We start from the raw sequence: 24731 nt of genomic DNA, 5'->3' as shown, positions 1-24731 counted from the left end.
CACAACCTCCATCGCGCGGAACGCCCGCTGCTTCGACGAAAGGGTAGGACCGTAGAGGGTGCGAAACGGGCATATCGTCACGAAATCACCCGGGTGACACATCCGGCGGCTCCATCGGGTGAAACCGGGCGTGGGACTTGCCTCGGGACAGCGTGTTCTCGACAGTGGCTCACGTGACCACCACTCGTGAGCTCGTTCGCCAGCTCTCTGCCGCGCAGAAGCCGGCAGCCGGCGTCTCCTACTGGTCACGCTGGGTCAACCGGCCCGTGGGCCGGTTGCTCGCCGTCGGAGCCATCCGCGCCGGCGTGAGCGCCAATGGCGTGACCGCGCTCAGCGCGACAGTCACAGTTATCGCTCTCGCTCTCGTGTGCCTGGTGACGCCGGTCTGGTGGCTCGGGGTCCTCGTCGCACTGCTCCTCGTGCTCGGGTTCGCCCTCGACTCCGCCGACGGCCAGGTCGCTCGGTTCACCGGAACAGGGTCAGCGGCCGGAGAGTGGTTCGACCATGTCGTCGACGCCGGGAAGATGGTGGCCGTCCACACCGCGGTGCTGGTCGGCTGGTTCCGGTTCGTCGACCTGCCGTCGACGGCGTGGCTCCTCGTCCCGCTCGCCTACCAGCTCGTCTCCGTCGTGGTCTACGCGGGTGGGACGCTCGAGCCGTTGCTCCGACGTCGCGTCGAGGGCGCGCCGCTCAAGCAGGCATCAGCCGCCCGTGCGCTCGCGCTCCTGCCGGCGGACTACGGGGTGCTCGCGGCCTCGTTCGTGCTGTGGGGCGCCCCTGCCGTCTTCCGATGGGGCTACGTCGCACTCGGCGCAGCGACGGCGGTGCTCGGGATCGCACTCCTCGCACGGTGGTTCCGCCAGCTCCGCTGACCCGGGCCGAAACATCACCCGTCATGCGAGGCACGCCGTGGATAGCCTGACGCGACCGACGGGCGAACGAGAAGGGGGAGGTCAGACGTGCGGAACCATGGCGTGCGCCGCGCGGCGACGACCTTCGGTGGGTTCGCACTCTCGATGGGTCTCCTCGCCGTCGTGTCTCTGCTGGCCATCCCGGCGCTGATCGAGGCCGGCGGCCCCACCGCGTGGGGCGCGATCGCGACCGGCCAGTCGGTCGGCGCCGTCGCGGCGATCGCGCTCTACCTGGGCTGGGGCATCTCCGGGCCGGCCAGCGTCGCCCGGGCGTCGGACGCCGACCGGGGACGGGAGTACGCCGAGGCGCTGGTCGCACGGGCGGTGATCGTCGTCCCCGTGCTGGCGGCGACCGCCGGCGTGACCGCACTCGTGGCGCGCACCGACACCGCGCTCGCGATCCTCGCCGCCTGCTCCGCCGCGTTGATCGGTCTCGGCGCGGGTTGGTACTTCATCGGCATCGCCGCGCCGTACCGGATGCTCGCGCTCGAGACGGTCCCGCGTGTCGTCGGCACACTGGTCGGCATCGCCGCCATGCGCGAGGGCGCCGGCCCGGCGGCTGGCCTGTGGGGCCAGCTCGGCGGCATGCTCGTCGGCGTGCTGGCGCCCACCGTGTGGATCTGCGCGACCACCGGCGGCCCGCGCCAGTGGGCCAGGCTGCGGCGACCCCTGCCGCAGGTGCTGCGCCACCAGGTCACCGGCGTCGCCACGTCGATCACGAGCGCCACCTACACCGCCCTTCCCATCGTGATCGTCGGGCTCACCTCGAGCGCCGCGCTGCCGTTGTTCGCGGTGCTCGACAAGCTGCAGAAGCAGGTCTACGTCGCGGTGACCCCCGTCGTCAGTCTTCTCCAGGGCTGGGTCCCGCGTGCGGCGCCCCACGAGCTGACCGGGAGGGTGCGCACAGCGCTCAGAGCCGGCGCCGCCTTCTGCGGCGTCCTCGGGCTCGGCCTGCTGCTCGCCACGCCGTGGCTCGTCGACTGGCTGGGCGCGGGCCACTTCGACGCGACGCTGCTGGCCAGCGTCCTGGTCTCCGCGGTGGTCGCGACGAACCTGTTCGAGTCGATCGTCTCGCGCGTCGCACTCGTGCCGCTCGGCCAGCTCGGCTACGTCGCACGCGTCACCGCGATCGGGTCGATCATCGGACTCGTGCTCGTGGTCCCCGGCACGCTGATCTGGGGGGCCACAGGAGCGCTCGCGGCGATGCTCTCGGGGCTGCTGATCCGTGTCGGCGCCGGACTCGTGCGTATCGCCCGTACGCCCGCACCGGTGTCCGCCGCCCCGGGCGAGATCCCCACCGACGTCGTCGAGACCCTGGAGGTCACCCCGTGAGTCGCATCAAGGACGCCGCAGTCGCCGCCCTATGGCTGCTTCCGTCCACGCAGGCCAAGCGAGACGCGCTCGCCCGTTTCGGGCACGTCATCCACCCCACCGCGGTGGCTCGTCCGAATCTCGTGTGGCGCGTCGGGCGAGTCGAGCTCGGCCCGAGCTCCCGACTGGGGCTCCTCAACACCCTCAAGAACATGCGGGCAGTGAGCCTCAGCACCGGGGCCCGGGTCGGCCGACTGAACATCATCTCCTCGCACCCGGTCTACCGACGGCTGTATCCCGATGGCGCGGCACTCACGCTGGCTGCCGACGCCACGATCACGAGCCGCCACTCCCTCGACTGCGCCGGCGGGCTGAGCATCGGCGAGATGTCGCTCGTCGCCGGACGGGGCAGCCTGTTCCTCACCCACTCGATCGACCCGGCCCGCGACGCCCAGGTCGCGCACCCCATCGTCGTCGGCGCACGCACGTTCATGTCGGCCCGCTGCACGGTGCTCGGCGGCGCGGTCCTGCCGGACCGGTCGATCTTTGCGGCGGGCGCAGTCGTCGCCAGGTCGCGCGAACCGCGCTCGCCCGGCCTCTACGCAGGCGTCCCCGCCCGCCGCATCGGCGACGCCTCCGGCTCCTGGTACGACCGCACCCAGAGCCAGACGCGCCGCGTGTACGTCCCCGCCACCGGCGAGACGATCGAGGACGCCTTCTAGTCCGTGCTCGAGGCCGCGAAGTACTGCAGGTCCTGGACCGCCGGCGTCGCCGTCACGCGGTAGGGCGAGGTCACCTGCGCGACGGTCGCGGTCCCGCGGACGGCGCTGGCCGAGACCGTGCCCACCGCGAGCGGGACCGTGAAGACCGTGACGCCCGCCTCGGCCTTGACGACCGTGCTCGACGAGCCGACCTTGAGGGTCAGCGTGGCCGGCGCTGTCAGGAAGGCCTGGAGCTCGACGGTGTCCCGAGGCTGGGTCGCCGTGCCCGTGGTGCTCATGGGCCGCATCAGCGACACCTGGCCCCCCGTGGGCGTCGCAGCGTAGGGCTGGTTCCGGTGGGTCACGTACAGGGCGTCGCGCGTGATCTGCGGGGTCTTGCCGGTGCGGAACTGCTCCGCGTAGTAGGCGCTGACCTCGAGGAACGCGTTGCCGTGGGCGTAGGACGGCGCGAAGACGGTCCCTTCGCTGTAGTCGTTCCACACCATCAGCTGTGCGAAGTCGGCCTTGTCGTCCACCGCGCGCTTCCAGCTGGCACGCAGCGTCCCCAGGTTGCCCGCCTCCTGGTAGAAGGCCTGATTCGGTCGCTCGTCCTGCACCGAGACGGACTGCGCCCACTTCACTCCCAGCTTGTGGGCGATCGCGGCGTTGTCGGGCCCCGCGAGGATGTTGCCGGGGTTGCGCGTGCCCCAGTCCCCGATCGCGTACGAGACTGGCGCGAATGCCGTGATGTTGGCGGGCGAGGCGTTGAGCAGCGTCGGCATGAATGCAACGCGGATGCCGTACTGCTTCGAGAGCGTGCTGAACAGTGCGGACCACCAGCTGGGCGGCTGGGCCTCGGCCTTGAACGCGCCGATCACGACCCGCCCGTCGGGGAGCTTGTACTGCGCCGACTTGGTGGCGAGGACCGCGAGCTTCGCGGCGATGACCGCAGGGGCTGACTTGCCGGCGGAGGTCGTCATGTCGACCTGCGGCACGATCACGAAGCCGCGTCCGTCTGCGGCTGCCGCGTCCGCCATGCGCAGCGCGTGCGCCCAGTGGTACCCGTCGAGGTTCAGCAGGTCGATCGCGTAGCCGTCGATACCGGCGTCGACCGCCTGGTCGATCTCGGTCCGGGCATCCGCCATCTGCCAGTCGCCGGCGAGCGGCGCCCGCCCGACGGGACGGTCACGAAGGAAGCCGCCGTAGGTCGCGTGCGCGCCGCCCTCACCGTTCGGTGTCAGGTAGTTGCGCGCGTAGTAGTCGGTGGCGGACGGCTGGTTGTCGATCGAGATGGGGAACTGCGTGAAGTACTGGGCGAGGACCTTGACGCCGTCGGACGAAGGGTTCACGGGCGGCTGCGGGGTGGCCGTCGTCGTCGGCGTGGGCGTCGGGGTGGGCGTTGCCGTCGGCTTCGGGGTGACCGTGGGCGTTGGGGTGGCCGTCGGTGCCGGCGTGGAGGTCGGCCTCGGCGTGGCCGTCGGCGACGGCGTGGTGGACGGGGTCGCCGTCGGGACCGGCGTCGAGGTCGGTTCCGGCCGCGCGGCATAGTTCACCGTCAGCTTCGGCGCATCGACTCCGCCCTTGGCCAGGTAGATGCCGGCGCTGAGCTGGTCGTACCGAATCTCGAACGAGGTCGAACCGGTCCGGACGATGGCCGAGGCGGGCAGCGGCACGCTGACGGTCGTCGCCGCTCGCGCCCAGAGCGGCGCGTTGAGGGGCGCTCCGGGCGCCGCAGGGCGGTTCGCCGAGGTGACCTTGGATGCCGTCCAGCCCGCAGCCGCCGCGCGCACCTGGAGCCCAGGCTTGTTCGCGGCACTCGACCGCACGCGCAGGCTCAGGGTCGCGGAGGTGACGACGGAGTCGGGAGCAATGCGAGTGGTGTCGAAGGCGAGGAACGTCCGGTAGACCTGAGAGGTCGCGACGAGCACGTCGTACTGGGCGAAGTTCCGGGTCGGCTGCGAGCTCGCGGTGAACGTCGCCTGGCTCGGGGTCAGCTGCAGCGAGCCAGTTGCCGCTGCGACGGGCACGGATGACGCAGCGAAAGCAGGTCCGACCGTCGCCGCGACGGCCGCGGTGAGCACGAGAGCGGTCAGCGCCGCAGTGGCTCGCCGGAGACCGTGCTGACCGGCTGACGAACGTCGGTGCCGTGCCGTGGGTCGCTGCATGGGTCGACATGATGTGTGCGCGGGGCGCGTTTCGTAACCCCTTCGTGACACTTCCCCGTTCACGTGTGAGCCAAATCACACCCGTTCGAGTGACAGACCGGGACAGACCGGGCTAGTAGGCGCCGGCCCCGCGGAGCACCGCTCGACCTGTTTTCCACATGATCATGAGGTCCATCGCGACCGACCAGTTGTCGACGTACCGAAGGTCGAGCCGGACCGCTTCTTCCCAGTCGAGGTCGGAGCGCCCGCTCACCTGCCACAGACCGGTCAGACCCGGCTTCACGCACAGGCGTCGGTGCACCTCGTCCTCGTACGCCTCGACCTCGACCTCGAGCGGTGGGCGAGGGCCGACGAGCGACATGTCGCCGCGCGCCACATTCCACAGCTGCGGCAGCTCGTCGAGCGAGTACTTGCGCAGGAACCGCCCGACCGACGTCACGCGCGGGTCGTCGTGGAGCTTGAAGAGCAGACCCGCTCCTTCGTTCTGCGACAGCAGTGCCGCGCGACGTTCGTCCGCGTCGACGTACATCGTGCGGAGCTTCCAGATCGTGAAGGGAAGGCCATCCACGCCGACTCGCGTCTGGCGGAAGAATGCGGGTCCAGGCGACGAGAGGCGGACGGCCAGCGCCGCGCCTGCCACGACGGGCAGCAGCACGAGGCCCGCGATCGCGGCCAGGGTGATGTCGATGATCGACTTGGCGACGAGCCGGCGGCGCGGCGCGTCGACCTCGACCTCGAGCAGCGACAGGCCGGCCGTCGGCCGGACGGAGAGCCGCGGGCCGGCAACCTCGACGATGTCGGGCGCGACGACCATGTGTGCACCCGCGCGACCCAGCGCCCACGACAGCCGACGCAGCGCGTCACCGCCGAGGCTCGACCCGGTGATGATCACCACCTCCGCCGCGCGGTCCGCCACCACCTGGACGACGTCGGCGAGCGCGCCGACCACCGCGACGTCAGCAACGACCTGAGCGGCGTCGACCGACGGGAGGCAGACACCGTCGATCCGGTAGCCGTGGTGAGGCGCGGCGGCGAGGTCGTGGATGACGCGCGCGGCGGACGACGGGTCACCGACGACGATCGTCGACCGCATGGCGGCGCCGGTGCGACGGGCCACGTGCAGACGGCGGCGGCGGCCGTACCGGAACAAGCACGCGACGGCAGCGGTCAGCGGCACAGCCACGAACACGACGAGCTGCGGGATCTGGATGTCGAAGGCGTAGGCGACGACGATCAGGACCACGGCGACCAGACCGGCCGCACGGAGGACCGCCTGGAACTCGGCGGGACCGTCCCCCATGCGCTCGTGCCGGTAGCCGCCACAGGCGGCCACAAGCGTGGTGAAGAGCGCCGCCCCGGACACCGCAGCGATGAGACCTGCATCGGCGCCCAGCGTCGTCAGCACGGCCGCGTAGCCCACGAGCGCCGCGAGCACGAGCTCCAGAAGCGCAGTCGCGACGGCGTAGCGGACACCGACAGAACGCCACGCGCTGGAGCGGCGGAGACCATCGACGTTGAACGGGGTGCCGCGCCGCTCGAACGGCTGCATCGAGGCCCATGACCTGCGAGGCTCCCGAGCTGAGCTCCGCCGTTCGAAGTCGTCGCCCGACCACAGCACGCCGCGATCTGCGGTGAGCGTCATCGTTTCCCCCAACCTTGATCCGACGAGTTCGTCGTGGACAAGTTGGAGGCTATAGGTCCTGGTCTGTACCGATCAGTACCTTCTGTCCGATTTCACCCTGTTAGTGAAGACTTCACCCCCCATCGGGTGACAGTCAGGGCTTGGTGTGAAACCGCAGCTGCGCCGCCTCGAGACCCGAGGTCACGACGAGCTCGACCGCGTCGGCCGCGGCGTCCACCAGCCAGGCCAGGTCCTTGCGCTCGACCGAGGAGAAGTCGCGCAGCACGAAGTCGGCCGCGTCCATGCGTCCGGGGGGCCGACCGACACCCACGCGGACCCGGATGTAGTCCTTGGTGCCGAGCGCCTTGGTCGTGTCGCGCAGGCCGTTGTGGCCGCCTTCGCCGCCGCCGCGCTTGAGGCGAACGTCGGCGTAGGGGATGTCGAGCTCGTCGTGCACCATGACGACGCGCTCCGCGGGGACGTCGTAGTAGCGGGCCAGGGCCGCGACCGGACCCCCGGAGGTGTTCATGTACGTCGTCGGCTTCGCGAGGATCACGCGAGGGCCGGGAGCTCCCCCGGGCAGGACGCCGAGGCGGACGTCCGCGGTGACGGCCTGGGGGCGACGGCCCAGCAGCCCGCCCGACGAGCCGAACGAGGCAGAGCAGCGGTGCGCCAGCTCGTCGAGCACCATCTGCCCGACGTTGTGCCGGTTGCCGGCGTACTGGGTCCCGGGGTTGCCGAGGCCGACGACGAGCCACGGTCCGTCAGTCACGGGAACCTCCTAGACAAAGGGCAGGGACGACGACGCCCGGCACCGTTCGAGACGGTACCGGGCGCCGGGGTGCTACGAGGAGGCTCAGGCCTCGGCGGCAGCGGCAGACGCGGCGGACTGCGCGGCGGCGATGTCCGCAGCAGCGGCCTCGGCGGCGACGTCGTCGGCCGACGCGTGCGGGACCGTGATCGTGACGATGACGGTCTCGGGGTCGGTGATGAGCGTCGCGCCCTTGGGCAGCTCGATGTCGGCGGCCGTGATCGAGGCACCGGAGACGGCACCCTCGATCGAGATGTCCACGCCCTTGGGCAGGTTGGTCGCCTCGGCCTCGAGGGCGAGCGTCTGGGTCTCGACGAGGTGGATCGTGCCGGGGGCCGACTCGCCCACGACGTTGATCGGGATCTCGACGGAGACCTTCTCGCCCTTCTTCACGATGAGCAGGTCGACGTGCTCGATCGTGTTCTTGACGACGTCGCGCTGGACGTCCTTCGTGATCGCCAGCGTCGTCTTGCCGTCGAGCTCGATCGCGAACAGGGCGTTGGCCGCCTTCACGGCGAGCATCGTCGCGTGACCCGGGAGGGCGACGTGCAGCGGGTCCGAGCCGTGGCCGTACAGGACGGCGGGGATCTGGTCCGCGCGACGCAGGCGACGGGCAGCGCCCTTGCCGAACTCGGTGCGGGTGGTGGCGACAAGCTTGATCTCGGACACGATGACTCCCAGGAGGCAGACGACGATGAGGTGGCGCCGGAGCGGCGCGATGTGGATCGAGTTGTGGTGGCCTCGACGCGGGGCGCAGGACGGACTGGCGCACGCACGGAGGCAGGCACCCTGTCGATCACGGACGAGTCAGGCCGAGCGGCCGTCCGTCGTCCCTCGCCGAGGCAACCTGAGGATCCTACCCGCTAGCGGGCGGCGCGAGAAACCCGTCGGGCGTGCCGAGGAGCACACCCGACGGGACTCGGGTCAGGTCAGGCGTTGCCGTCGAACAGGGAGGTCACGGAACCGTCGTCGAACACCTCGCGGATCGCGCGCGCGACCAGCGGCGCGATCGACAGGACGGTGAGCTTGTCGAACCGCTTCTCGTCCTCGATGGGCAGGGTGTCGGTGACGACGACCTCGCGTGCGCCGGAAGCCCGGAGCCGGTCGACGGCCGGCTCGGACAGGATGCCGTGGCTCGCGGCGACGATGACGTCCTTGGCGCCGGCCTCCATGAGGACGCGGACGGCCTCGGAGATCGTGCCGCCCGTGTCGATCAGGTCGTCGACGAGCACGCAGGAGCGTCCCTCGACGTCACCGACGACCCGGTTGGCGACGGCCTTGTTCGGGCTGCGCACGTCGCGCGTCTTGTGCACGAACGCGAGCGGCCCGCCGCCGAGCTTGGCGGCCCACTGCTCCGCCACGCGGATGCGCCCGGCGTCGGGCGAGACGACCGTGACGTTGGAGACGTCGACGCGCGAGCGGACGTAGTCGACGAGGATCGGCATGGCCCACAGGTGGTCGACCGGGCCGTCGAAGAAGCCCTGGATCTGCGCCGTGTGCAGGTCGACGCTCATGATCCGGTCGGCGCCCGCGGTGCGGAACATGTCGGCCAGCAGGCGCGCGCTGATCGGCTCGCGGCCGCGGCTCTTCTTGTCCTGGCGGGCGTAGCCGTAGAACGGCGCGACGACGGTGATCGTCTTGGCCGAGGCGCGCTTGAGGGCGTCGACCATGAGCAGCTGCTCCATGATCCACTGGTTGATGACGGGCGACGCGTGCGACTGGAGCACGAAGGCGTCGGCACCGCGCACGGACTCCCCGAACCGCGTGTAGATCTCGCCGTTGGCGAAGTCGTACGTCGTGGTCGGCAGCAGCTCGATGCCCAGCTCGTCGGCCACCTGGATGCCGAGCTCCGGGTGCGCACGCCCCGAGACCAGGACAAGCCGCTTCTCTCCGTCGTGGGAGACGATCCCGGTCATCGCACGTCCTTCGTGGTCGTGCCGGCGTCTGCCGGCGGGGTGCTTCGCGGGGTGTCCGGGAAGTCAGGGGGCGGTGTCACGGGGATGCCGCGGGCGGCCGTGGCCGCGCGCTCGCGCTCGGCGCGGGCCTGGGGGGACAGCGACTCGGGCGCGGGGCCAGCGGCGCGGGCCGCCTCGGTGCCGGGGCGCGAGCGCGCGACCCAGCCCTCGATGTTGCGCTGCGAGCCCGCGCTGACGCCGAGGGCGCCCGACGGGACGTCGCGGCGGATCACCGAGCCGGCACCGGTGTACGCGCCGTCGCCCACCGTGACCGGCGCGACGAACATGTTGTCGGCGCCCGTGCGGGCGTGCGAGCCGATCGTCGTGCGGTGCTTGTTCACGCCGTCGTAGTTCACGGTGACCGACGCGGCTCCGATGTTGGTGCCCTCGCCGATCGTCGCGTCGCCGATGTAGGACAGGTGCGGGACCTTGGAGCCGGCGCCGATCTGCGCGTTCTTCGTCTCGACGAACGTGCCGATCTTGCCCTTCTCCCCCAGGTCCGTCCCCGGCCGCAGCAGCGCGAACGGGCCGACGGTCGCGCCCGCGCCGACGACCGCGAGCGTCCCGACGGTCCGCGTGACGGTCGCGCCCGGGCCGACCTCGACGTCGGTCAGCGTGGTGTCGGGGCCGACGACCGCGCCCTCGCGGATCACCGTCGCGCCGTGCAGCTGGGTGCCGGGCAGGAGGGTCACGTCGCGCTCGAGCTCGACGTCGACGTCCACCCACGTGGTGGCCGGGTCGACGACCGTCACGCCTTCGCGCATCCAGTCCTCGAGGATGCGGCGGTTGTACTCGCGCGCCAGCAGCGAGAGCTGGACGCGGTCGTTGACGCCCTCGACGACGAACGGGTCGTCGGTGCGCAGCGCGCGCACGTGGCCGCCGTCCGCGCGGGCGATGGCCAGCACGTCGGTCAGGTAGACCTCGCCCTGCGCGTTGTCGCGGCCGAGGCGCCCGAGCGCACCGCGGAGGACGGCCGCGTCGAAGACGTAGATGGAGGAGTTGATCTCGCGGATCTCGCGCTGCGCCTCGTCGGCGTCCTTGTGCTCGACGATGCCGAGCACGTCGCCCGTGCCGGGCTCGCGCAGGATCCGGCCGTAGCCGGTCGCGTCCGCCAGCTCGGTCGTCAGGACGGTGACCGCGTTCTCGTCGGCGTGGTGCGCGGCGAGCAGCTCGCCGAGCGTGCCCGCATCGAGCAGCGGGACGTCCCCGGCGACGACCACGATCGCGCCGGTGGCCAGGGCCCCTGCTGCAGACCCCGGCGTGCCCGCGTGCGCCGTGTCGGCCTGCGCCGCGCCGTCGAGCCGCGTCATCGCGACCTGGACCGCGCGGCCGGTGCCGGGGATGTCGTCCTGGTCCGCGAGCAGGGCGAGGGCGTCGATCTCGGCGATGTGCGCCGCGACCCTCTCGCGCTCGTGGCGGACCACGACCACCACGCGCTCCGGCTCGAGGCCGCGCGCCGCGGCGAGCGCGTGGCCCACCATCGAGCGGCCGGCCAGGGTGTGCAGGACCTTCGGTGTTGCCGAGCGCATCCGCGTTCCCTCGCCTGCGGCGAGGACGATGACGGCAGCTGGGCGGGGATACGTCACCTTCGGGGTGCTCCTCGCGGGTCTGCCCGAGCTTCCGGGCGGCGGTTCCGTGCGCGATCACACTCTACCGTCGCGCGGGTGCCCGGCCGGACCCGTTCGCGGGTGCCGTGGCTCTTGCCGTGGTCCAGTCTGCCGTGCGCCGCGGCGCACGGCAGACGGTCGGGAACGCCGACGACCTGGTGACCCTCCCCCTCCGGGCGGTCACCAGGTCGTGCGACGGGTCTGCGGGACCTCAGATCAGCGCGGCGGTCGCCGCGGTGCCGATCGCGAAGAGCGTCCAGTCGTTCAGGACGTGCGCTCCGGTCGAGGCCCAGATGTTCTTGGTCTTGAGGAACGGGATCAGCAGGATCACGCGGGCGGTCCCGATCACCGCGATGCACTGCACGATGTTGCCGCCGTACGTCGGCAGGTGGATCGCGGCGAAAACGAGCGTCGCGACGAGCGACGCACCGACGACGGCAGTTCGGCGCGGGATGCGCACGATGCGCGAGAGGAACGTCAGCGCCGCCAGGAGCAGCAGGATCGTGAAGAGCTCCTCGCCGAACAGCTGGGGGACCATCGAGAGGAACGTGAGGACCCGCTCACCGGCGCCGGTGTGTGCGATCGAGTCGTTCATCGGGTTGGCGTGCATGTCGACGAGCTGCGAGGCCACCCCGCCGGCGACCGAGCTGACCACGACGCTGAGCGCGGCGAAGCCGAACCACAGCTTGACGCCGTTTCGACCAGCTTGCCGACACGATCGACTCCTCCCCGCACCGGCGTGGTGCTAACGCTCTCAAGTCAACGGGGCACCGGGTCGATGAAAGGAAGATGAGCCCCCGCCGCCTTCTCGTCGCTTCGGCGACCATCACCGTGTCCCTTGCCTTCGCGGCGATCTGCGGACCAGCTTCGGCTGACGAACCAGCCTCGCCGGCATCTGCGAGTCAGTGCCCCGCAGCCGCGCTTTGCGTGTGGGGCGGCACTTTCAACTCCGGGAGCTTTGGCACCACGAAGAGCACCACGGCGGTTGCCAGCGGCGTCTCACCTGCCAAGTCTGTCTGGAATCGCTCGACTCATGCCGCACGGGTGTACTCCGGCGCTGGTGGCACGGGCACATCCACCTGCTTCGAACCTGGTGAGTCCGTCACGTCGACATCCGTGGGGTCTGTATCTTTCCGTGTCCTGAGCACGACTACGTGCTAGCGACACGGCTGGGGGGTCAGTGGACTCGGACTCGGACTCGCCCCCGCCGGCGCCCTTCGACGCTCACTTCCGTGAAGAAGTAGCAGCAGTCCGCCGATATGCCGCGCGGGCGGCAGGCGACGCAAACGCCGACGACATCGTCAGCGAGACGTTCGCGATCGCGTGGCGGAAATGGGACGTGGCACCCGAGGGTCCGGGGGCGCGACGCTCATGGACGTTCAAAATCGCCCACAACGTCGTCGCCCACCACCACCGGTCGGAAGCGCGACGGTTCCGCCTGTTCAACCGTGCGACGCAGATCAACTCTGACCGCGCTGCCGACCACGCTGTCGCTGTCGCGCTCGACGACTGGGCAGAACGCGCGGTCGCCGCCCTTCCGCTGCGTGAACGGGAAGCTCTCGCCTTGGTCGTGTTCGCTGACCTGACGCCGAAGGAAGCTGCGGCAGTCCTAGGTTGCTCGCCGAGCGCGCTGAGTTCAAGACTCTCACGTGCCCGTCAGCGGCTCGCGGAGCAACACTTTGGACAGCTTGAGACCGAACGAGAGGGGGCTGGCAGGTGAAGCACGACGATGCCGCCCGTCTCGAGGCTGCCCGTATTCGCGAGTTGTTGAACGTTTCCCCGCACCCAGGTGCCGCGCCGACCGCCGAAGACATGGCGATACTGGCTCGGATCCTCGCAAGCTCAACCCCGAAAATCACAGTGCCGAAACGGTCACCGATCGCCCGCATGCCCGTCACAGCTCGCCTCGCTGCAGCGTTCGCTGCTATCGCGGCGCTCGTCGTGGCAGGCATCGCCGTGCAGTCGCGACAGGCGCCGGCCGCCGCGACACCCGCGATGCTGAGCTTCTCGGCGATTTCCCCTACCGAGATCATCGAGGGAAAGTCAGCTCCGGCCGGTGGCGCCCTTCGGGCATTGGCATCCACGGCTCTGTCCCAGCCTCCCATCACAGGGACCGGTAAGCAGGTGGTGAAGTCCTACGCCTGGTACTGGACGAACCAAGTCAGCGAGGACGGGACCCGGCGGATCGAACTTGCGCCGACCTTTCAGACCACGTCCATCGGAATCGACGGCTCGTTCTCAAACACTGAGGTACGTGCACCGGCCCTCGACACCGCAGGCCGCGTAATCGACCCGAACCACTACCCCGCCGGCGGCAAGAACTCGACTGAGACCTACCCTGCGGGTTCTATCGATCCTTCGTACCCGTCCTCGCTCCCTCGCGATCCGGCCAAGCTCCAGGCAGCACTGATCGACTCGCAGGGAGGTGAAGCTGTCTGCGGCATCAACGACCTGGCTGAGGCGTCATGCCTGTACAGCGCGGTCATCGACTTGAACACACGATGGGTCGTACCGCACGACCTAACATCCGCCCTCTGGTCCGTACTCGCAGACCAACGGCCCGTCGTCGATATGGGCGAGGTCGTGGACCGACTGGGCCGCGCAGGCAAAGCCTTCGCGCTCCCCCCAGACCCGTCAACGACGAATGACATCTCGATCATGGTCCTCGACCCGACAACAGGTCAGTTTTTGGCCTGGGAACGGGTAGCAGCGACCCTGCCTGACCTTGAGGTAGCCGGTCCCGCTGTGACCAGCTTCCAAGCCGTGTCAGACGCGACGTGGAGCGAGCCCAGCAGTTAAGGGATGGCGCACGGCACCCGCGTGAACCCGCTACCGGTCCCGGCCGCTGACCTACCGCAGAGGGCCTCTCTCAGTGAGATGCATGCCTGCCCGTGGCGACGGTGAATCCGGCGACATCCCTGCGAGTCGAACTCCGTGAGCAACTTTGGCCACGATGCATACGATCTGGGCCCCGAGTCCGCGTCCGCGGTCGCCGGCTACGACGGAGGCTCAAGCACTCTTACTGGGTCGGCGCGCATTGCGTAAACGGCTGGATAGCTGACAGCGATACCGAGTACGAGGACAGCCCCACCGATGAGCGCCCCGAACGCTCGCGCGCCGAGGAGGTGGACATGAAGTTGGAACGACTTCCACGCAAGATCGTCTGCCGCTGGTTGCACAAGTGCGGCGGTAGCGACGGCAAGGAGCGTTCCCGCCAGTAGGACGAAGAGCACGTCGGCAGTGATGAGAGCGAGGATGTGAAGGCGCCGGGCGCCCACGGCTCGCGCGAGCCCGAAGAACCACGTGCGACCACGTATCACTACGAGTTCAGCGACAAGCAGTCCGAGCGCGCCTAGCACCAACACGCCCCAACCAATCACGCCGTACACGATACGAATGCCATCGCTCGCGGACCTGATGGAATCGCCTTGCTCGTTGTGCACGACGGAGACAACTGATGCCGCTGAGGGCAGCCCAAATCGCTGCGCTGCCTCGTCGAGGGCGTCGAGAACCGACGCTTGCATCTCGTCTCGTACATCCACTGTCGAACCGGTCACAGCCCAGTAATGGTGAACGATCGGTTCAGCGGTGGAGCTCGCGACCGCCTGGGTATATTCGGGGTCAAGGACGAGTCCACTCCCCCACGCCTGTTGTTCGGTTCGCGTCGGCAGGTAGACCGCGGTCAGGGGGACTTGAAGTCCTCCGAGGCAAAGGCGTGTGCCGTCTGGCAATCCCGCACCGTACGGCGGGTGCACGTCGCCGCCCTGCAGCACGAGAAACGGGAGCGCCCCAAGCGATTCAAGTGGCGGGCAGTCGGAAGTTTGTGCTGGCAGTACGGTGATCGACACGACGTGCCTGTCAACGAACGGTGCTAGGGCGGCTTCAACTCGGCTCGTCAGAGCCGCCGATGAGAGACCAAGGTCATCGTCGATGTCCACCGTGTACGAGCCGGTTACACCTATGTCCTTCTCGACTGCATCGTCGAGGCCCGAGGTGGAGATCCGCGAGAGCTCCGTCACGATTAGAAGCACCGTCATGCCGACGGCCACCAGCACGCTGAGCAGGAAGAACTTCAGCGGAGCCGCACGGTGGAACCGCGCTGCGAGCCCGAAAGCGCTTCTCATGAAGTTTCGTCGAGACGTCCGCGGGTGATCTCCAGCCGGCGGTCTGCCGCCGAAGCGACCTCGACGTCGTGCGTGACCAGCACGAGCGTTGTTCCGACCTCGCGGGGCAAGGCGAGCAGGGTCGAGGCAACGTCGTTGGCTGTGTCTTCGTCGAGGTTCCCAGTGGGCTCGTCGGCGAGCAGCAAGGCGGGCTGCCCAAACAGGGCGCGGGCGATGGCGACCCGCTGCCGTTGCCCGCCAGACATGGCGCTGGGTCGACGCTGCCGAAGATCTCCAATGCCAACCAACTCAAGCAGGTCCTCGGCGCGTTTCACGGCGGGCCGCCTTGGGGACCTCTCAGTGCGGAAATACCACGGGAGCATAACGTTCTGCGCGGCCGTCAGCGCCTGATCGAGATGGAACGCTTGGAATACGACGCCCACGCTGCTCGAGCGCACGCGGGCGACAGCAGAGTCGGTGAGGGAGGACATGTCCTGCCCGCCGATTTGTACGGTCCCGGTCGTCGGTCGTCGCAGCAGAGCGAGAACTGACACGAGCGTGGACTTCCCACTCCCGGAGCGTCCGGTCACCGCCGTCGAGGTCCCCGAGGCGAACGACAATGAGACGCTTTGGAGGGCGTGCACGGTGCCCTGCGGCGTGCGGTGCTCGACACTGACGCCGACGAGTTCGGCCGCTGCAGCCATGGTCACTCGCTGGCAGCCTGATCGGCGAGGATCGCTGCACCGGCCGGAAGTTTGCTCGTAATCACGCGCACGACCCCGTCGGTCGGGCCGACATCCACGGCTACCTCGTGTCGACCTTCCGCGTCCTCGAGGGTGACGAAGTACCCGTCGCTGCCCGAGTCGTAGCTCAATGTGATGTTGGGAACTACCGTGGCCTCTGGTATGACCACCGACTTCAGCTCAAGCTGCGCCCGCAGTCCTGCCGTCGTTTCGGTTTGCCGGGGAAGCCGACAGTGCAGCGCGTGTCCGCCGCCGCCATCGTCGTCCGCCCCGCCGGTGGAAGCGGTGGTGTCGATCCAGATCGCATCGCACTTGACGGTCCTCACCCCAACGACCGTCTCGATAGTTGCGCGTCCCTCGAAAGGCGTCGATCGGTACCGCAGTTCTTGGATCGGACTGAGTTGGATGACGACGTCGACCCCTGTGTTCGCCACCACATACTGCCCACCGCGCTGCTTGAAGATACCCGCCACCGGGCTCTTTAACGGCCGGGCCAAGCTCCGCAACCTTGCAGCGTCCTGCGCGTCGAGCCTGCTGCGTCGAGAGCCGGTATCGAGGGCGCTCAACACCTCCGGACTCGCCCGAAGCCGACCGAGCATGTCGCCCTCATCGACGGAGGTGCCGTCCGCAGGTGCGTCCTTCAGTTCCAGGTTCGGGTCGGACAGCAGCCCAACTGCCTCGCTCGACACGGACTTCCCGTCGAGTTGGTAAGTCATCTGAAAGTCGACGACCCGTACCTCGGCAGTTTCGCTCGACTCGGGGTCCGCGGCGTCACTGCTGGACCCTGCAGTTGGTTGCGCCGTATCCACGGGTGGCGGGTCGTCGTGCGTGCAGCCCCCGACGAGAAGCACCAAGACCACTCCGAGCAAGAGGCCGGGTCGGCGACGTGTCACGAGCCTGCCCGTACCGCGTCGGAGATCGTCACGTCAGGCTTATCGGGACTCACCGGAATCCACGCGCCGCAACTTCCGGGCTGAGTGAGCCAGTCGCGCACCTGGTCCGGCTCACCGGAAGCGTATTGGCTCTCGAGGTACGCGTAATCGGTCTTCCACTGCGTGGCGGATGGCTCTTCCGGGTTCTTCGGCTCGGGAAGCGCGACGAGGTCCGGTCTGACGCCCGTCGTTATCCACTTGCTGTAGTCGTCCCAGACCCCCCGACACACGATGAAGTTGCGCACGATTCCCTGCGCCATGCTCGCGCGCGTATCCTCCGGTTCTTCATTGATCTTTTGGCGAGACACGGGGTTGTCCAGGACTTCCTGGACGTAGGCGGCTTCCAGACCCTCGAAGTAGGGCTGGGCGGCGTCAACTTTCACTTCGCTGCTAGAACAGGCTGTAAGTGCGAGAATGCTCACGCTTACCGCGAAGGCGGTGCCAACAGGAACGCGATTCTTTAGCATCTTATCCCCCTCAGCCCTGGCGACCCCCACGGGTCGCCAGGGCTGATTTGCGTCAGCCGTTGTAGGTGACGGTGTAGTCGAAGGTGTAGTTACCGGCCCCGGGCGCGAGGCCGTTGCAGTTCTTGTCGTCGCTTCGACGCGCATGGACCTGGTAGGTCGAAGGCAGGACGCCCGTCCAGGTCGCCGTCTGTCCGTTCTCGACGAACTTTAGGGGCAAGATGTCGTTGCCGTTCGCGGAACGCGCCGTGACCTTCGAGATCGAGTCCTGTGTCGTCTCGTCGTTCTGCTTGATCTTGAACGTGCCGGAGGTCGCGTGGCTGACGGAGATGTCGTACTTCCACGTCACGCCGTCGCAACTGATCGTCGTTGAGCTGTGCTTCGTCGACGCCTCAGCAGGGAGCGCCACGGCGCCGAGAGCGAAGGCAGAACACAGAGCGATGATGGTGGTCTTGCGCGCAGCTCCCATCTTGGTCGAGCGTTCCTGGTTCGCGGTGCGGCGAAGGGCAAGCCTGTCTCGCATGATTTCCCCTTGTCTTCTGTTCTCGAGTTCTTTCTCGAAGGGCACGGTTGTCCAACCTGCTCGCCCCCATGTCTGCGAGTGCGAGCGCCGACCGGGCCCTGGCGGACGAGGTTGCGCAACCGATGTGGAGTTCCCCCCAGTCCGCCTGTCGTCACATAGAGCGAGTGTGATGTGCATCACACTTCGGCGCTGCGCATCGCGAGCCTAGCCACCTACTCAGCACGGGGGACCCCTGCGCTACATGAGGGCGCGCGTCGGCGAGAGTGCTGCGCTAACGCCCCCGCTTCTACCAATGGCACGACGGCGGGCGCGCGCCGCCTGCGCAACGCGGTCAGTCGCGGCGCGCAGGAGATGACTCAACATGAACGGCATACGTCAATGCCTCGACGTCCTCGGGAGGCGAACCAGGGGCACGTCCCAACGGAGCCGCCGCACGCAAGCGAGCTGCCCCATCTCGAGACGCCAGCGTCGGCCTAGGCGAGACCCGCGAGGGTCTGGGCGGCTTCCCCGCCGAGGGCCGGTCCGGTGGCGTGCGGCTAGTGGGCGACGCGAGCGTCATGGGCGCCGCTCCTCGCGGCTACATTTGGCGGCGTTGCGCCACTCAACAGCACGACGTCCTCGACGGGGAGCCCGACACGCATGCAATCAGGAGCCGACACATCCGCTGTCAACTGCTCGGCTAACGGCATCTCGCGATGAGTGCCACCGCCGACCTGGAAGCCGGCACGCTGGCGCGGGTGTTGAGCATCCTTGACGAGGGCGCCAGCGTCTTCGTCGTCGTGATGAACGGCACCACCCACAAGCTCACACTCGGCGACTACGAAGGTTCAGTGAAGCGCGGCGACGTCTTCTTCCTGCACAACGACGGCACAATCGAGGCGGCGCCGCCCGATGCATGGCTCGACGCGAAGGAACTTGGTGTCATCCGGCTGACCGACGATACTCAAACCGTCGTAGAGGTCGGCCTGCAACTGCGAACGATCGCCGCCGACCAGGTACTCGTTGACGTCGCGGTAGGCAACACGGTCGCTCTTCGCGACGGTCGCGAGATCGTCGATGTGGTCAGCTTGACGCCGCTTCGCTCCTCGGAAGTCGAGACGGCGGTCGACGCCGAGGATTACAGGGTGTCCCGCGATGAGCTGCAGGACGCCACATTTGACTCTTTCGGCGGATATAAGGCAGTCCGCGACCAGTGTTGCCTCCGCCGCTCCTACGCGCGGTCAACGGGTCGTTCTGGTCTGAAGGTTCGCCGTGCGACTTCTTCTCCGTTACGAAGTCTTCACAGAGCGTGGAGCCTCCGGCTCGCACGAACGGGTCGCGACTTCATGCAGCGGCCGGTGTCCACGCCCATACCGTGCGTGCCGTATCGGCTCAGCCCTTCGTCTGCCCAGCTACCCAGGGGTCAGGGGCGCGATGGCCGCTTGCGGCCGCACCCCCGATGAGCTTCTCTGGCGGCGGCGTGTGGGAAGCGATGCACGACTCGATGACCGGCTGGTTCGAGATCCGGCTAGACGGCCCTCCGAACCGGACGCACTACCGGCTGTACTGCCTGCAGGACACGACAGGTGCCCTATGCACTTCGTGCATGTCCGTCATTTCGTTATCCCGCATCGAATGGAACTGTTCTGGCCGGCCGAGCTCGCGAAGGCGAGCCCCGTGGGCGCCTGTGAGCTCCGGCGGCACCGCGCCGGATAGGAAGCTGGACGCGACGACATTCCGACGACATGCCTCAGCGTGAGTGCTTTCGATCAGCGCGGAAGGGCGTGTTCGACAGACCCCCGACAAAAAGGTCCTCGTTCAGGAACTGAAGCATCACGGGAATGTCAGCGTCATCGAGCACGAGGGCGCCGCTCGCGTCGACCAGGTCGTCGGCCGGCAGCCCGTACCCGATCATGGCGCTGCGCAATGCCTGCGGCGTTACCGACGTGAGGTGTCCGCGGTGCACGATCGCTTCGAGCCGGCCCAGCAGCCTGGTGTCGCGCAGGGCGCGTACAACGAGCCGAGAGACGCCCTCGTCGGTGATGGTGACGCACGACCGAATGTCTGCCACCCATTGCGGCGCCCTTGCCGCGAGGCTCTGGTTGTCGCGAAAGATCGCCGCGAACGCGACTTGGCTGAGGATGAATAGCTCTTCACCGTGCACGACGAGGTCGATCGTCTCGTCGAACCCGAAGACGGGGCCGTCGATCTCCCTCAAGACGTCGCGATACACGGTCAGCATCCGCCCGCCACGCAACGATCGTTGCGGGTTCACACGCCGTAGGAGGACTGTGCGGCCGGTTGTGTCGTTGCCGGACACGAACGCGTAGAAGGTCAACGACGCCGCTGGAAGGTCGTGCGGTGTCACCACCGGAAGATCAGCGGCGCGCTGCAAAGCGTCCAAGAACGTCAACGGGCGGTGCTCACGCGTGACGGGCGGCTGCGGCCCCACGTCGGACAACGGCAAAACCAGGACCGTCTCGGGTGAGACGTCAACCTCGGGCGTCCACGACTCGCGTTCGCGATGCCGGACCGAATCCTTCACACGCGCGATGACACCTCGGAACTCGTCTGCAACGGTTTCGGACAAGCGCACGCGCCGCAGGTGGTAGTTCGTCGGCGAACGCCAACCAACCACAAGGTCGACGCTCGCGTCCGGGTCTAGATCGTCCAGGCTCGTGTAGTAGGCCATCGTCACTCCTCCGGTTCGATCGACTTCACGCGGCGCAAGCCGGGCGCGACGTCAACGACAGTGCATCGCGTTCCGGGAATGATCGGCTTTGATGACAAAAGGAAGCCGCGCCACGGCAAGCCACCGTCACCCACAACTTCGAAGAGGCGGAAACGTAGTAGCGCAAGAAGGGGGTTGACCTGGAGGGCGTTCGCTCGCCACAAGATTGCACCGGTAACGACGAGGAACCCGACGTAGGCGATGACGTCCCGGCCAGTGGGCGCTGACACCGTCAGAAAGGGCAGCAGGTACGTCGCCAGGTACGCGGCGACCTGACCGCCTTCGTTTCGGACCTCCGCCAACTCCATCGGGCTGCCTGCTTCGTCGCCCTGCGCGCGGATCAGGACTCCTGCTGCGACCAGACCAAGCGCAGCGATGATCGCGCACCCGATCTGGAGCGCCCGGTCCTCGAAGCGGATCACCAATAGCACAAACAGCGGCGTGTAAGAACTCGTAAGCAACAGGAGCCGGACCACCAAGATTTCCCCTCGCACCGGGCCTACCGAGTGACGCGCACCGGCCCGTCCGTTACTTGCCGCGCACTCCGCTGTGCTCGGACAGTCGCCGATCTTATCGTGACACCGCGGTGCGTGCGGACCACTTCAGAACCCACAACAAGGTGCGCGAACGCGATACCTAGTGATGTTCTGCCACAAGCGATCTCACACAAACCATTCGCAACTCGCTGCCCGTGCCTCATTCGTCGCGCCTCCTCGTCCGCAAGTCTTCTCCTGACCACCGACACGCGCTGACTCAACGCCGTACGACGCGACCAGATCCGCGCGCCGTCGTCGTTCGTGAGTCGACACATGAGCGAGGTTGGAGATCCCGGCTGGGGCCACAGCCGCCCGAAACAAGCGGACCCGCAGACTCGCCGCTCAGGCGATCGACGCTAGCGAACCTGCAGGTCAGATCGCAAAACTGCGCTGCGACCTCGCACCCGAAGTGGCTGCGACCCCTCTCGGGCTCCGCCCTCAGGATTCGAACCTGAACTGCACGGCTCCAAAGGCCGGCGTGCTGCCGTTACACCAGGGCGGAACGACGAGCGGCCAGCACTCGTCGGCGGTCCAGTCTGCCAGGCCACGGATCCCCGACGACGCGCGCACGGCATGATGGGCGCGTGGCTCCCGAGACCAAGCGCGTCCCCCGTTCGCGCATGACCGGCACGCAGCGCCGGGCGCAGCTGCTCGAGGTCTCGCGCCTGCTCTTCGCAGAGAAGGGGTTCGACGGCACCAGCGTCGAGGAGATCGCCGTGCGCGCGGAGGTCTCCAAGCCCGTCGTGTACGAGCACTTCGGCGGCAAGGAGGGGATCTACGCGGTCGTCGTCGACCGGGAGATCCAGGCCCTGACCGGCGCGCTCACGGGTGCGCTCGAGGGCGGCGGACACCCCAAGGTGCTCGTCGAGCGGACCGCGCTAGCGCTGCTCACCTACATCGAGACGTCCGAGTCCGGCTTCCGCATCCTCGTGCGCGACTCCCCCGTCGCCCAGGCGACCGGCACGTTCTCCTCCCTGATCGGCGACGTCGCGAGCCAGGTGGAGCACCTGCTGGCCGACCAGTTCAAGAAGCAGGGCCAGGACCCCAAGGCCGCGCCGATCTACGCGCAGATGCTCGTCGGCATGGTCGCCCTCACCGGGCAGTGGTGGCTCGACGCACGCCGGCCCGGCAAGTCCGAGGTCGCCGCCCACCTGGTCAACCTCGCGTGGAACGGCCTGTCCGGCCTCGAGCGGCGCCCGCAGCTCACCAAGGCGGACTGAGGTCCCTCGCATGTGTCTCGACGTCGAGTAATCTCGGCCGCATGGCTCCCGACGACGTGCGCGACGAGGTCGATCGCATCGTGCACGCCTGGCAGCGCGAGCGCCCGGACCTGGACGTCCGCCCGCTCGAGGTGCTGTCCCGCGTGAGCCGGCTCGCCCGCCACCTGGACCTGGCCCGGCGCGGCGCGTTCGCCCGTCACCACCTCGAGACGTGGGAGTTCGACGTGCTGTCGGCCCTGCGCCGCGCGGGAGCCCCCTACCGCCTGTCCCCCGGCGTCCTGCTCAACCAGACCCTGGTGACCAGCGGCACGATGACCAACCGCATCGACCGCCTCGCCGAGCACGGGCTGGTCGAGCGCCTGCCCTCGCCCGACGACCGGCGCGGGGTGCTCGTGCAGCTCACCGCCGCCGGGCTCGAGCGGGTAGACGCCGCCTTCTCCGACCTGCTCGACGTGGAGCGCGGGCTGCTCGGCGGCCTGGCCGACGAGGACCGCGACCAGCTCGCCGCGCTGCTGCGCGAGCTGGTCACCCCCTTCGACGCGAGCTGATCAGCCCGCGATCTCCGCGGCCTCCAGCCAGGCGGCCTCGAGCTCGTCCTTCTCGTCGGCCAGCGCGCGCAGCTCGGCATCGAGCGCCGCGACGGCGACGTGGTCCGTCGCCTGCGCCGCCATCTTGTCGTGCACCCGCGCCTCGAGCTCGGCGATCTTGGACAGCCGGCGCTCGATGCGGCCGACCTCCTTGCGGGCGGCGCGGACGTCGGCGGCGGACGCCTGCTCGGTCGGTGCGGCGGCGGTCGCCGCGGGTGAGGCGCCGGGCGCGGACCGGGGTGCAGGCGCGGGCAGCGCGAGCGCGTCGCGGCGCAGGTCCAGGTACTGCTCCACGCCGCCGGGCAGCTCGCGCAGTGCACCGTCGCCGAGCAGGGCCACCTGCTTGTCGCACACGCGCTCGAGCAGGTAGCGGTCGTGCGAGACGACGATGAGCGTGCCGGGCCAGCCGTCGAGCAGGTCCTCCAGCGCGGCCAGGGTGTCGGTGTCGAGGTCGTTGGTGGGCTCGTCGAGCAGCAGCACGTTGGGCTCGCCGACGAGCAGGCGCAGCAGCTGCAGCCGGCGTCGCTCGCCGCCCGACAGGTCGCGCACCGGTGTGCGCGAGCGCTCGCGCGTGAACCCGAGCCGCTCGACGAGCTGCGCCGCGGTGAGCTCCTTGCCGCCGACGACGACCGAGCGCTTCTCGGACTCGATCACCTCGACGACGCGCAGGTGCGCGAGCTCGTCGAGGTCCTCGACGTCCTGGCGCAGCTCGGCGATCTGCACGGTCTTGCCGCGCTTGACCCGACCGGTCGTCGGCTCGAGCCGGCCGGACAGCAGGCGCAGCAGGCTCGTCTTGCCGGCGCCGTTGACGCCGACCAGGCCGATCCGGTCGCCGGGGCCGATCCGCCACGTGACGTCGTCGAGAAGCGTGCGCTCGCCGAACGTGAGGGTCACGTCCTCGACGTCGAGCACGTCCTTGCCCAGGCGGGCCGTCGCCATCCGGTCGAGCTCCATGCGGTCGCGCGGCGGCGGCTCGTTCTCGATGAGCGCGTTGGCGGCGTCGATGCGGAACTTCGGCTTGGACGTGCGTGCGGGGGCGCCGCGGCGCAGCCAGGCGAGCTCCTTGCGGAGCAGGTTCTGCCGCTTCTCCTCGGTGGCCGACGCGGTGCGCGCGCGCTCGGCGCGGGCCAGCACGTACGCCGCGTAGCCGCCCTCGTACTGCTCGACGACGCCGTCGTGCACCTCCCACGTGCGGGTGCAGACCGCGTCGAGGAACCAGCGGTCGTGCGTGACGACCACCAGGGCGCCGTTGTTGCCGCGGTAGCGGTCGGACAGGTGGTTGGCGAGCCAGGCCACGCCCTCGACGTCGAGGTGGTTGGTCGGCTCGTCGAGCACGAGGACCTCGTCGTCGCGCACCAGCAGCGCCGCGAGGGCGACGCGGCGGCGCTGGCCGCCCGAGAGGGTCGAGACGTCGGCGGTCATGTCGACGTCCGGGAGCAGGCCGTCGTGGACCTGGCGGATGCGGGGGTCGGCCGCCCACTCGTACTCGTCGGCGCTGCCGTGGATGTGCGCGAGCACCGTCCCGGTGCCGAGGTCGTCGCGCTGCTCGAGGACGGCGATCCGCGTGCCGCCCGAGCGGGTGACGCGGCCGTCGTCGGGCGCCTGGATCCCGGACAGGACGCGGAGCAGGGTCGACTTGCCGGCGCCGTTGGGGCCGACGACGCCGATGCGCTGGCCGTCGTCGAGGCCGAGGCTGACCTCGTCGAGGAGGGTCCGCGTGCCGAGCGTGAGGGTGACGCGGTCCGCGCCGAGCAGGTGAGCCATGAGGCCACCGAGGCTACCCGCCCGCCGCGCTCCGCTCGTCCGGGCCATCGGCTCGCCGATTCGTCAT

General features: G+C 69.0%; 24 protein-coding genes, 1 tRNA gene and 1 pseudogene. 9 read left to right on the top strand and 17 right to left on the bottom strand.

All coding sequences use genetic code 11. From position 1 onward, the window contains the following. The first annotated feature begins 173 nt into the window (after positions 1-173). From EDF34_RS15645 to EDF34_RS15635, 3 genes are all read left to right on the top strand, one after another. Entirely contained in the window at positions 174-872 is a 699-nt protein-coding gene (locus EDF34_RS15645; RefSeq protein ID WP_123372452.1) for a CDP-alcohol phosphatidyltransferase family protein, read from the top strand. Between the two features lie 144 nt (positions 873-1016). Continuing rightward, a complete protein-coding gene (locus tag EDF34_RS15640) occupies positions 1017-2243 on the top strand; it encodes a hypothetical protein (protein WP_148076663.1) in 1227 nt (408 codons plus the stop codon). Further along, complete coding sequence (locus EDF34_RS15635; RefSeq protein ID WP_148076662.1) at positions 2240-2944, top strand: hypothetical protein; 705 nt, start codon at positions 2240-2242, stop codon at positions 2942-2944. Before EDF34_RS15640 ends, EDF34_RS15635 begins: the two co-directional genes overlap by 4 nt. On the opposite strand, the gene EDF34_RS15630 is transcribed toward EDF34_RS15635, so the two are convergent. The 7 genes from EDF34_RS15630 to EDF34_RS15600 all read right to left on the bottom strand — a co-directional run bounded on the left by EDF34_RS15630 (position 2941) and on the right by EDF34_RS15600 (position 11737). Then, on the bottom strand, positions 2941-4950 hold the full coding sequence (locus EDF34_RS15630) for an endo-1,3-alpha-glucanase family glycosylhydrolase (RefSeq protein ID WP_158615105.1): 2010 nt from the start codon (positions 4948-4950) through the stop codon (positions 2941-2943). The genes EDF34_RS15635 and EDF34_RS15630 overlap by 4 nt on opposite strands. A gap of 250 nt (positions 4951-5200) precedes the next feature. Then, positions 5201-6637: a sugar transferase gene (locus tag EDF34_RS15625; protein ID WP_233575422.1), complete on the bottom strand. Its 1437-nt coding sequence runs from the start codon at positions 6635-6637 to the stop codon at positions 5201-5203. Between the two features lie 226 nt (positions 6638-6863). Next, positions 6864-7481, bottom strand: coding sequence for an aminoacyl-tRNA hydrolase (gene pth, locus EDF34_RS15620; protein ID WP_123372447.1), 618 nt, complete (start codon positions 7479-7481; stop codon positions 6864-6866). A gap of 84 nt (positions 7482-7565) precedes the next feature. Then, positions 7566-8189, bottom strand: a complete 624-nt coding sequence (locus tag EDF34_RS15615; protein ID WP_123372446.1) for a 50S ribosomal protein L25/general stress protein Ctc — start codon at positions 8187-8189, stop codon at positions 7566-7568. Positions 8190-8449: 260 nt separating this feature from the next. Further along, entirely contained in the window at positions 8450-9436 is a 987-nt protein-coding gene (locus tag EDF34_RS15610) for a ribose-phosphate diphosphokinase (protein WP_118766585.1), read from the bottom strand. Beyond that, the gene (gene glmU, locus EDF34_RS15605; RefSeq protein WP_123372445.1) at positions 9433-11061 is read right to left on the bottom strand and encodes a bifunctional UDP-N-acetylglucosamine diphosphorylase/glucosamine-1-phosphate N-acetyltransferase GlmU; all 1629 of its coding nucleotides are present in this window, start codon (positions 11059-11061) and stop codon (positions 9433-9435) included. The genes EDF34_RS15610 and glmU overlap by 4 nt, the downstream gene beginning before the upstream one ends. A gap of 232 nt (positions 11062-11293) precedes the next feature. Next, entirely contained in the window at positions 11294-11737 is a 444-nt protein-coding gene (locus tag EDF34_RS15600; protein WP_123372444.1) for a CPBP family intramembrane glutamic endopeptidase, read from the bottom strand. 134 nt (positions 11738-11871) lie between these two features. On the opposite strand from EDF34_RS15600, the gene EDF34_RS18040 reads away from it, so the two are divergent. The 3 genes from EDF34_RS18040 to EDF34_RS15585 are packed head-to-tail and all read left to right on the top strand — an operon-like array spanning position 11872 to position 13881. Next, positions 11872-12243, top strand: coding sequence for a peptidase inhibitor family I36 protein (locus EDF34_RS18040; RefSeq protein WP_123372443.1), 372 nt, complete (start codon positions 11872-11874; stop codon positions 12241-12243). 19 nt (positions 12244-12262) lie between these two features. Next, positions 12263-12802, top strand: a complete 540-nt coding sequence (locus EDF34_RS15590; RefSeq protein WP_123372442.1) for an RNA polymerase sigma factor — start codon at positions 12263-12265, stop codon at positions 12800-12802. Further along, on the top strand, positions 12799-13881 hold the full coding sequence (locus EDF34_RS15585; protein WP_148076661.1) for a CU044_5270 family protein: 1083 nt from the start codon (positions 12799-12801) through the stop codon (positions 13879-13881). The genes EDF34_RS15590 and EDF34_RS15585 overlap by 4 nt, the downstream gene beginning before the upstream one ends. Before the next feature lie 197 nt (positions 13882-14078). On the opposite strand, the gene EDF34_RS15580 is transcribed toward EDF34_RS15585, so the two are convergent. The 5 genes from EDF34_RS15580 to EDF34_RS17445 are packed head-to-tail and all read right to left on the bottom strand — an operon-like array spanning position 14079 to position 17892. Then, positions 14079-15206: an FtsX-like permease family protein gene (locus tag EDF34_RS15580; RefSeq protein WP_123372440.1), complete on the bottom strand. Its 1128-nt coding sequence runs from the start codon at positions 15204-15206 to the stop codon at positions 14079-14081. Then, a complete protein-coding gene (locus EDF34_RS15575) occupies positions 15203-15889 on the bottom strand; it encodes an ABC transporter ATP-binding protein (RefSeq protein WP_123372439.1) in 687 nt (228 codons plus the stop codon). Before EDF34_RS15575 ends, EDF34_RS15580 begins: the two co-directional genes overlap by 4 nt. A 2-nt stretch (positions 15890-15891) precedes the next feature. Further along, positions 15892-16782 carry a hypothetical protein gene (locus EDF34_RS15570; RefSeq protein WP_148076660.1) on the bottom strand — a complete coding sequence of 297 codons (891 nt, stop codon included), beginning with the start codon at positions 16780-16782 and terminating at the stop codon, positions 15892-15894. 35 nt (positions 16783-16817) lie between these two features. Then, on the bottom strand, positions 16818-17327 hold the full coding sequence (locus EDF34_RS15565) for a hypothetical protein (protein ID WP_148076659.1): 510 nt from the start codon (positions 17325-17327) through the stop codon (positions 16818-16820). 52 nt (positions 17328-17379) lie between these two features. Further along, positions 17380-17892 (bottom strand): hypothetical protein, encoded by a 513-nt coding sequence (locus EDF34_RS17445; RefSeq protein WP_148076658.1) that lies wholly within the window; start codon positions 17890-17892, stop codon positions 17380-17382. Between the two features lie 650 nt (positions 17893-18542). Between EDF34_RS17445 and EDF34_RS15555 the strand changes: the two genes are divergently transcribed. After that, positions 18543-19289, top strand: a complete 747-nt coding sequence (locus tag EDF34_RS15555; RefSeq protein WP_123372435.1) for a hypothetical protein — start codon at positions 18543-18545, stop codon at positions 19287-19289. A 287-nt stretch (positions 19290-19576) separates the two neighbouring features. Here EDF34_RS15555 and EDF34_RS15550 read toward each other — a convergent pair whose 3' ends face one another. The 3 genes from EDF34_RS15550 to EDF34_RS15540 all read right to left on the bottom strand — a co-directional run bounded on the left by EDF34_RS15550 (position 19577) and on the right by EDF34_RS15540 (position 21595). Further along, a complete protein-coding gene (locus EDF34_RS15550) occupies positions 19577-20518 on the bottom strand; it encodes a hypothetical protein (RefSeq protein ID WP_123372434.1) in 942 nt (313 codons plus the stop codon). 2 nt (positions 20519-20520) lie between these two features. Continuing rightward, on the bottom strand, positions 20521-21033 hold the full coding sequence (locus tag EDF34_RS15545) for a hypothetical protein (RefSeq protein WP_148076657.1): 513 nt from the start codon (positions 21031-21033) through the stop codon (positions 20521-20523). Between the two features lie 490 nt (positions 21034-21523). Further along, positions 21524-21595: transfer RNA gene (locus EDF34_RS15540), tRNA-Gln, on the bottom strand. Positions 21596-21713: 118 nt separating this feature from the next. Here EDF34_RS15540 and EDF34_RS15535 point away from each other — a divergent pair. Both EDF34_RS15535 and EDF34_RS15530 read left to right on the top strand, forming a co-directional pair. Next, a complete protein-coding gene (locus tag EDF34_RS15535) occupies positions 21714-22313 on the top strand; it encodes a TetR/AcrR family transcriptional regulator (RefSeq protein ID WP_123372654.1) in 600 nt (199 codons plus the stop codon). A 41-nt stretch (positions 22314-22354) separates the two neighbouring features. After that, positions 22355-22861, top strand: coding sequence for a MarR family winged helix-turn-helix transcriptional regulator (locus EDF34_RS15530; protein ID WP_123372432.1), 507 nt, complete (start codon positions 22355-22357; stop codon positions 22859-22861). Here EDF34_RS15530 and EDF34_RS15525 read toward each other — a convergent pair whose 3' ends face one another. Both EDF34_RS15525 and EDF34_RS18035 read right to left on the bottom strand, forming a co-directional pair. Continuing rightward, on the bottom strand, positions 22862-24196 hold the full coding sequence (locus EDF34_RS15525; RefSeq protein WP_370450090.1) for an ABC-F family ATP-binding cassette domain-containing protein: 1335 nt from the start codon (positions 24194-24196) through the stop codon (positions 22862-22864). A gap of 2 nt (positions 24197-24198) precedes the next feature. Further along, positions 24199-24664 (bottom strand): annotated as a pseudogene (locus tag EDF34_RS18035) (ATP-binding cassette domain-containing protein); the annotation flags it as partial. Positions 24665-24731: the final 67 nt, after the last annotated feature.

The sequence above is a fragment of the Cellulomonas sp. PhB150 genome (genome assembly GCF_003755175.1).
Classification (GTDB): Bacteria; Actinomycetota; Actinomycetes; order Actinomycetales; family Cellulomonadaceae; genus Cellulomonas.
The sequence above is the reverse complement of the archived record's forward strand: the minus strand, read 5'-3'. Positions and strand labels throughout refer to the sequence as shown.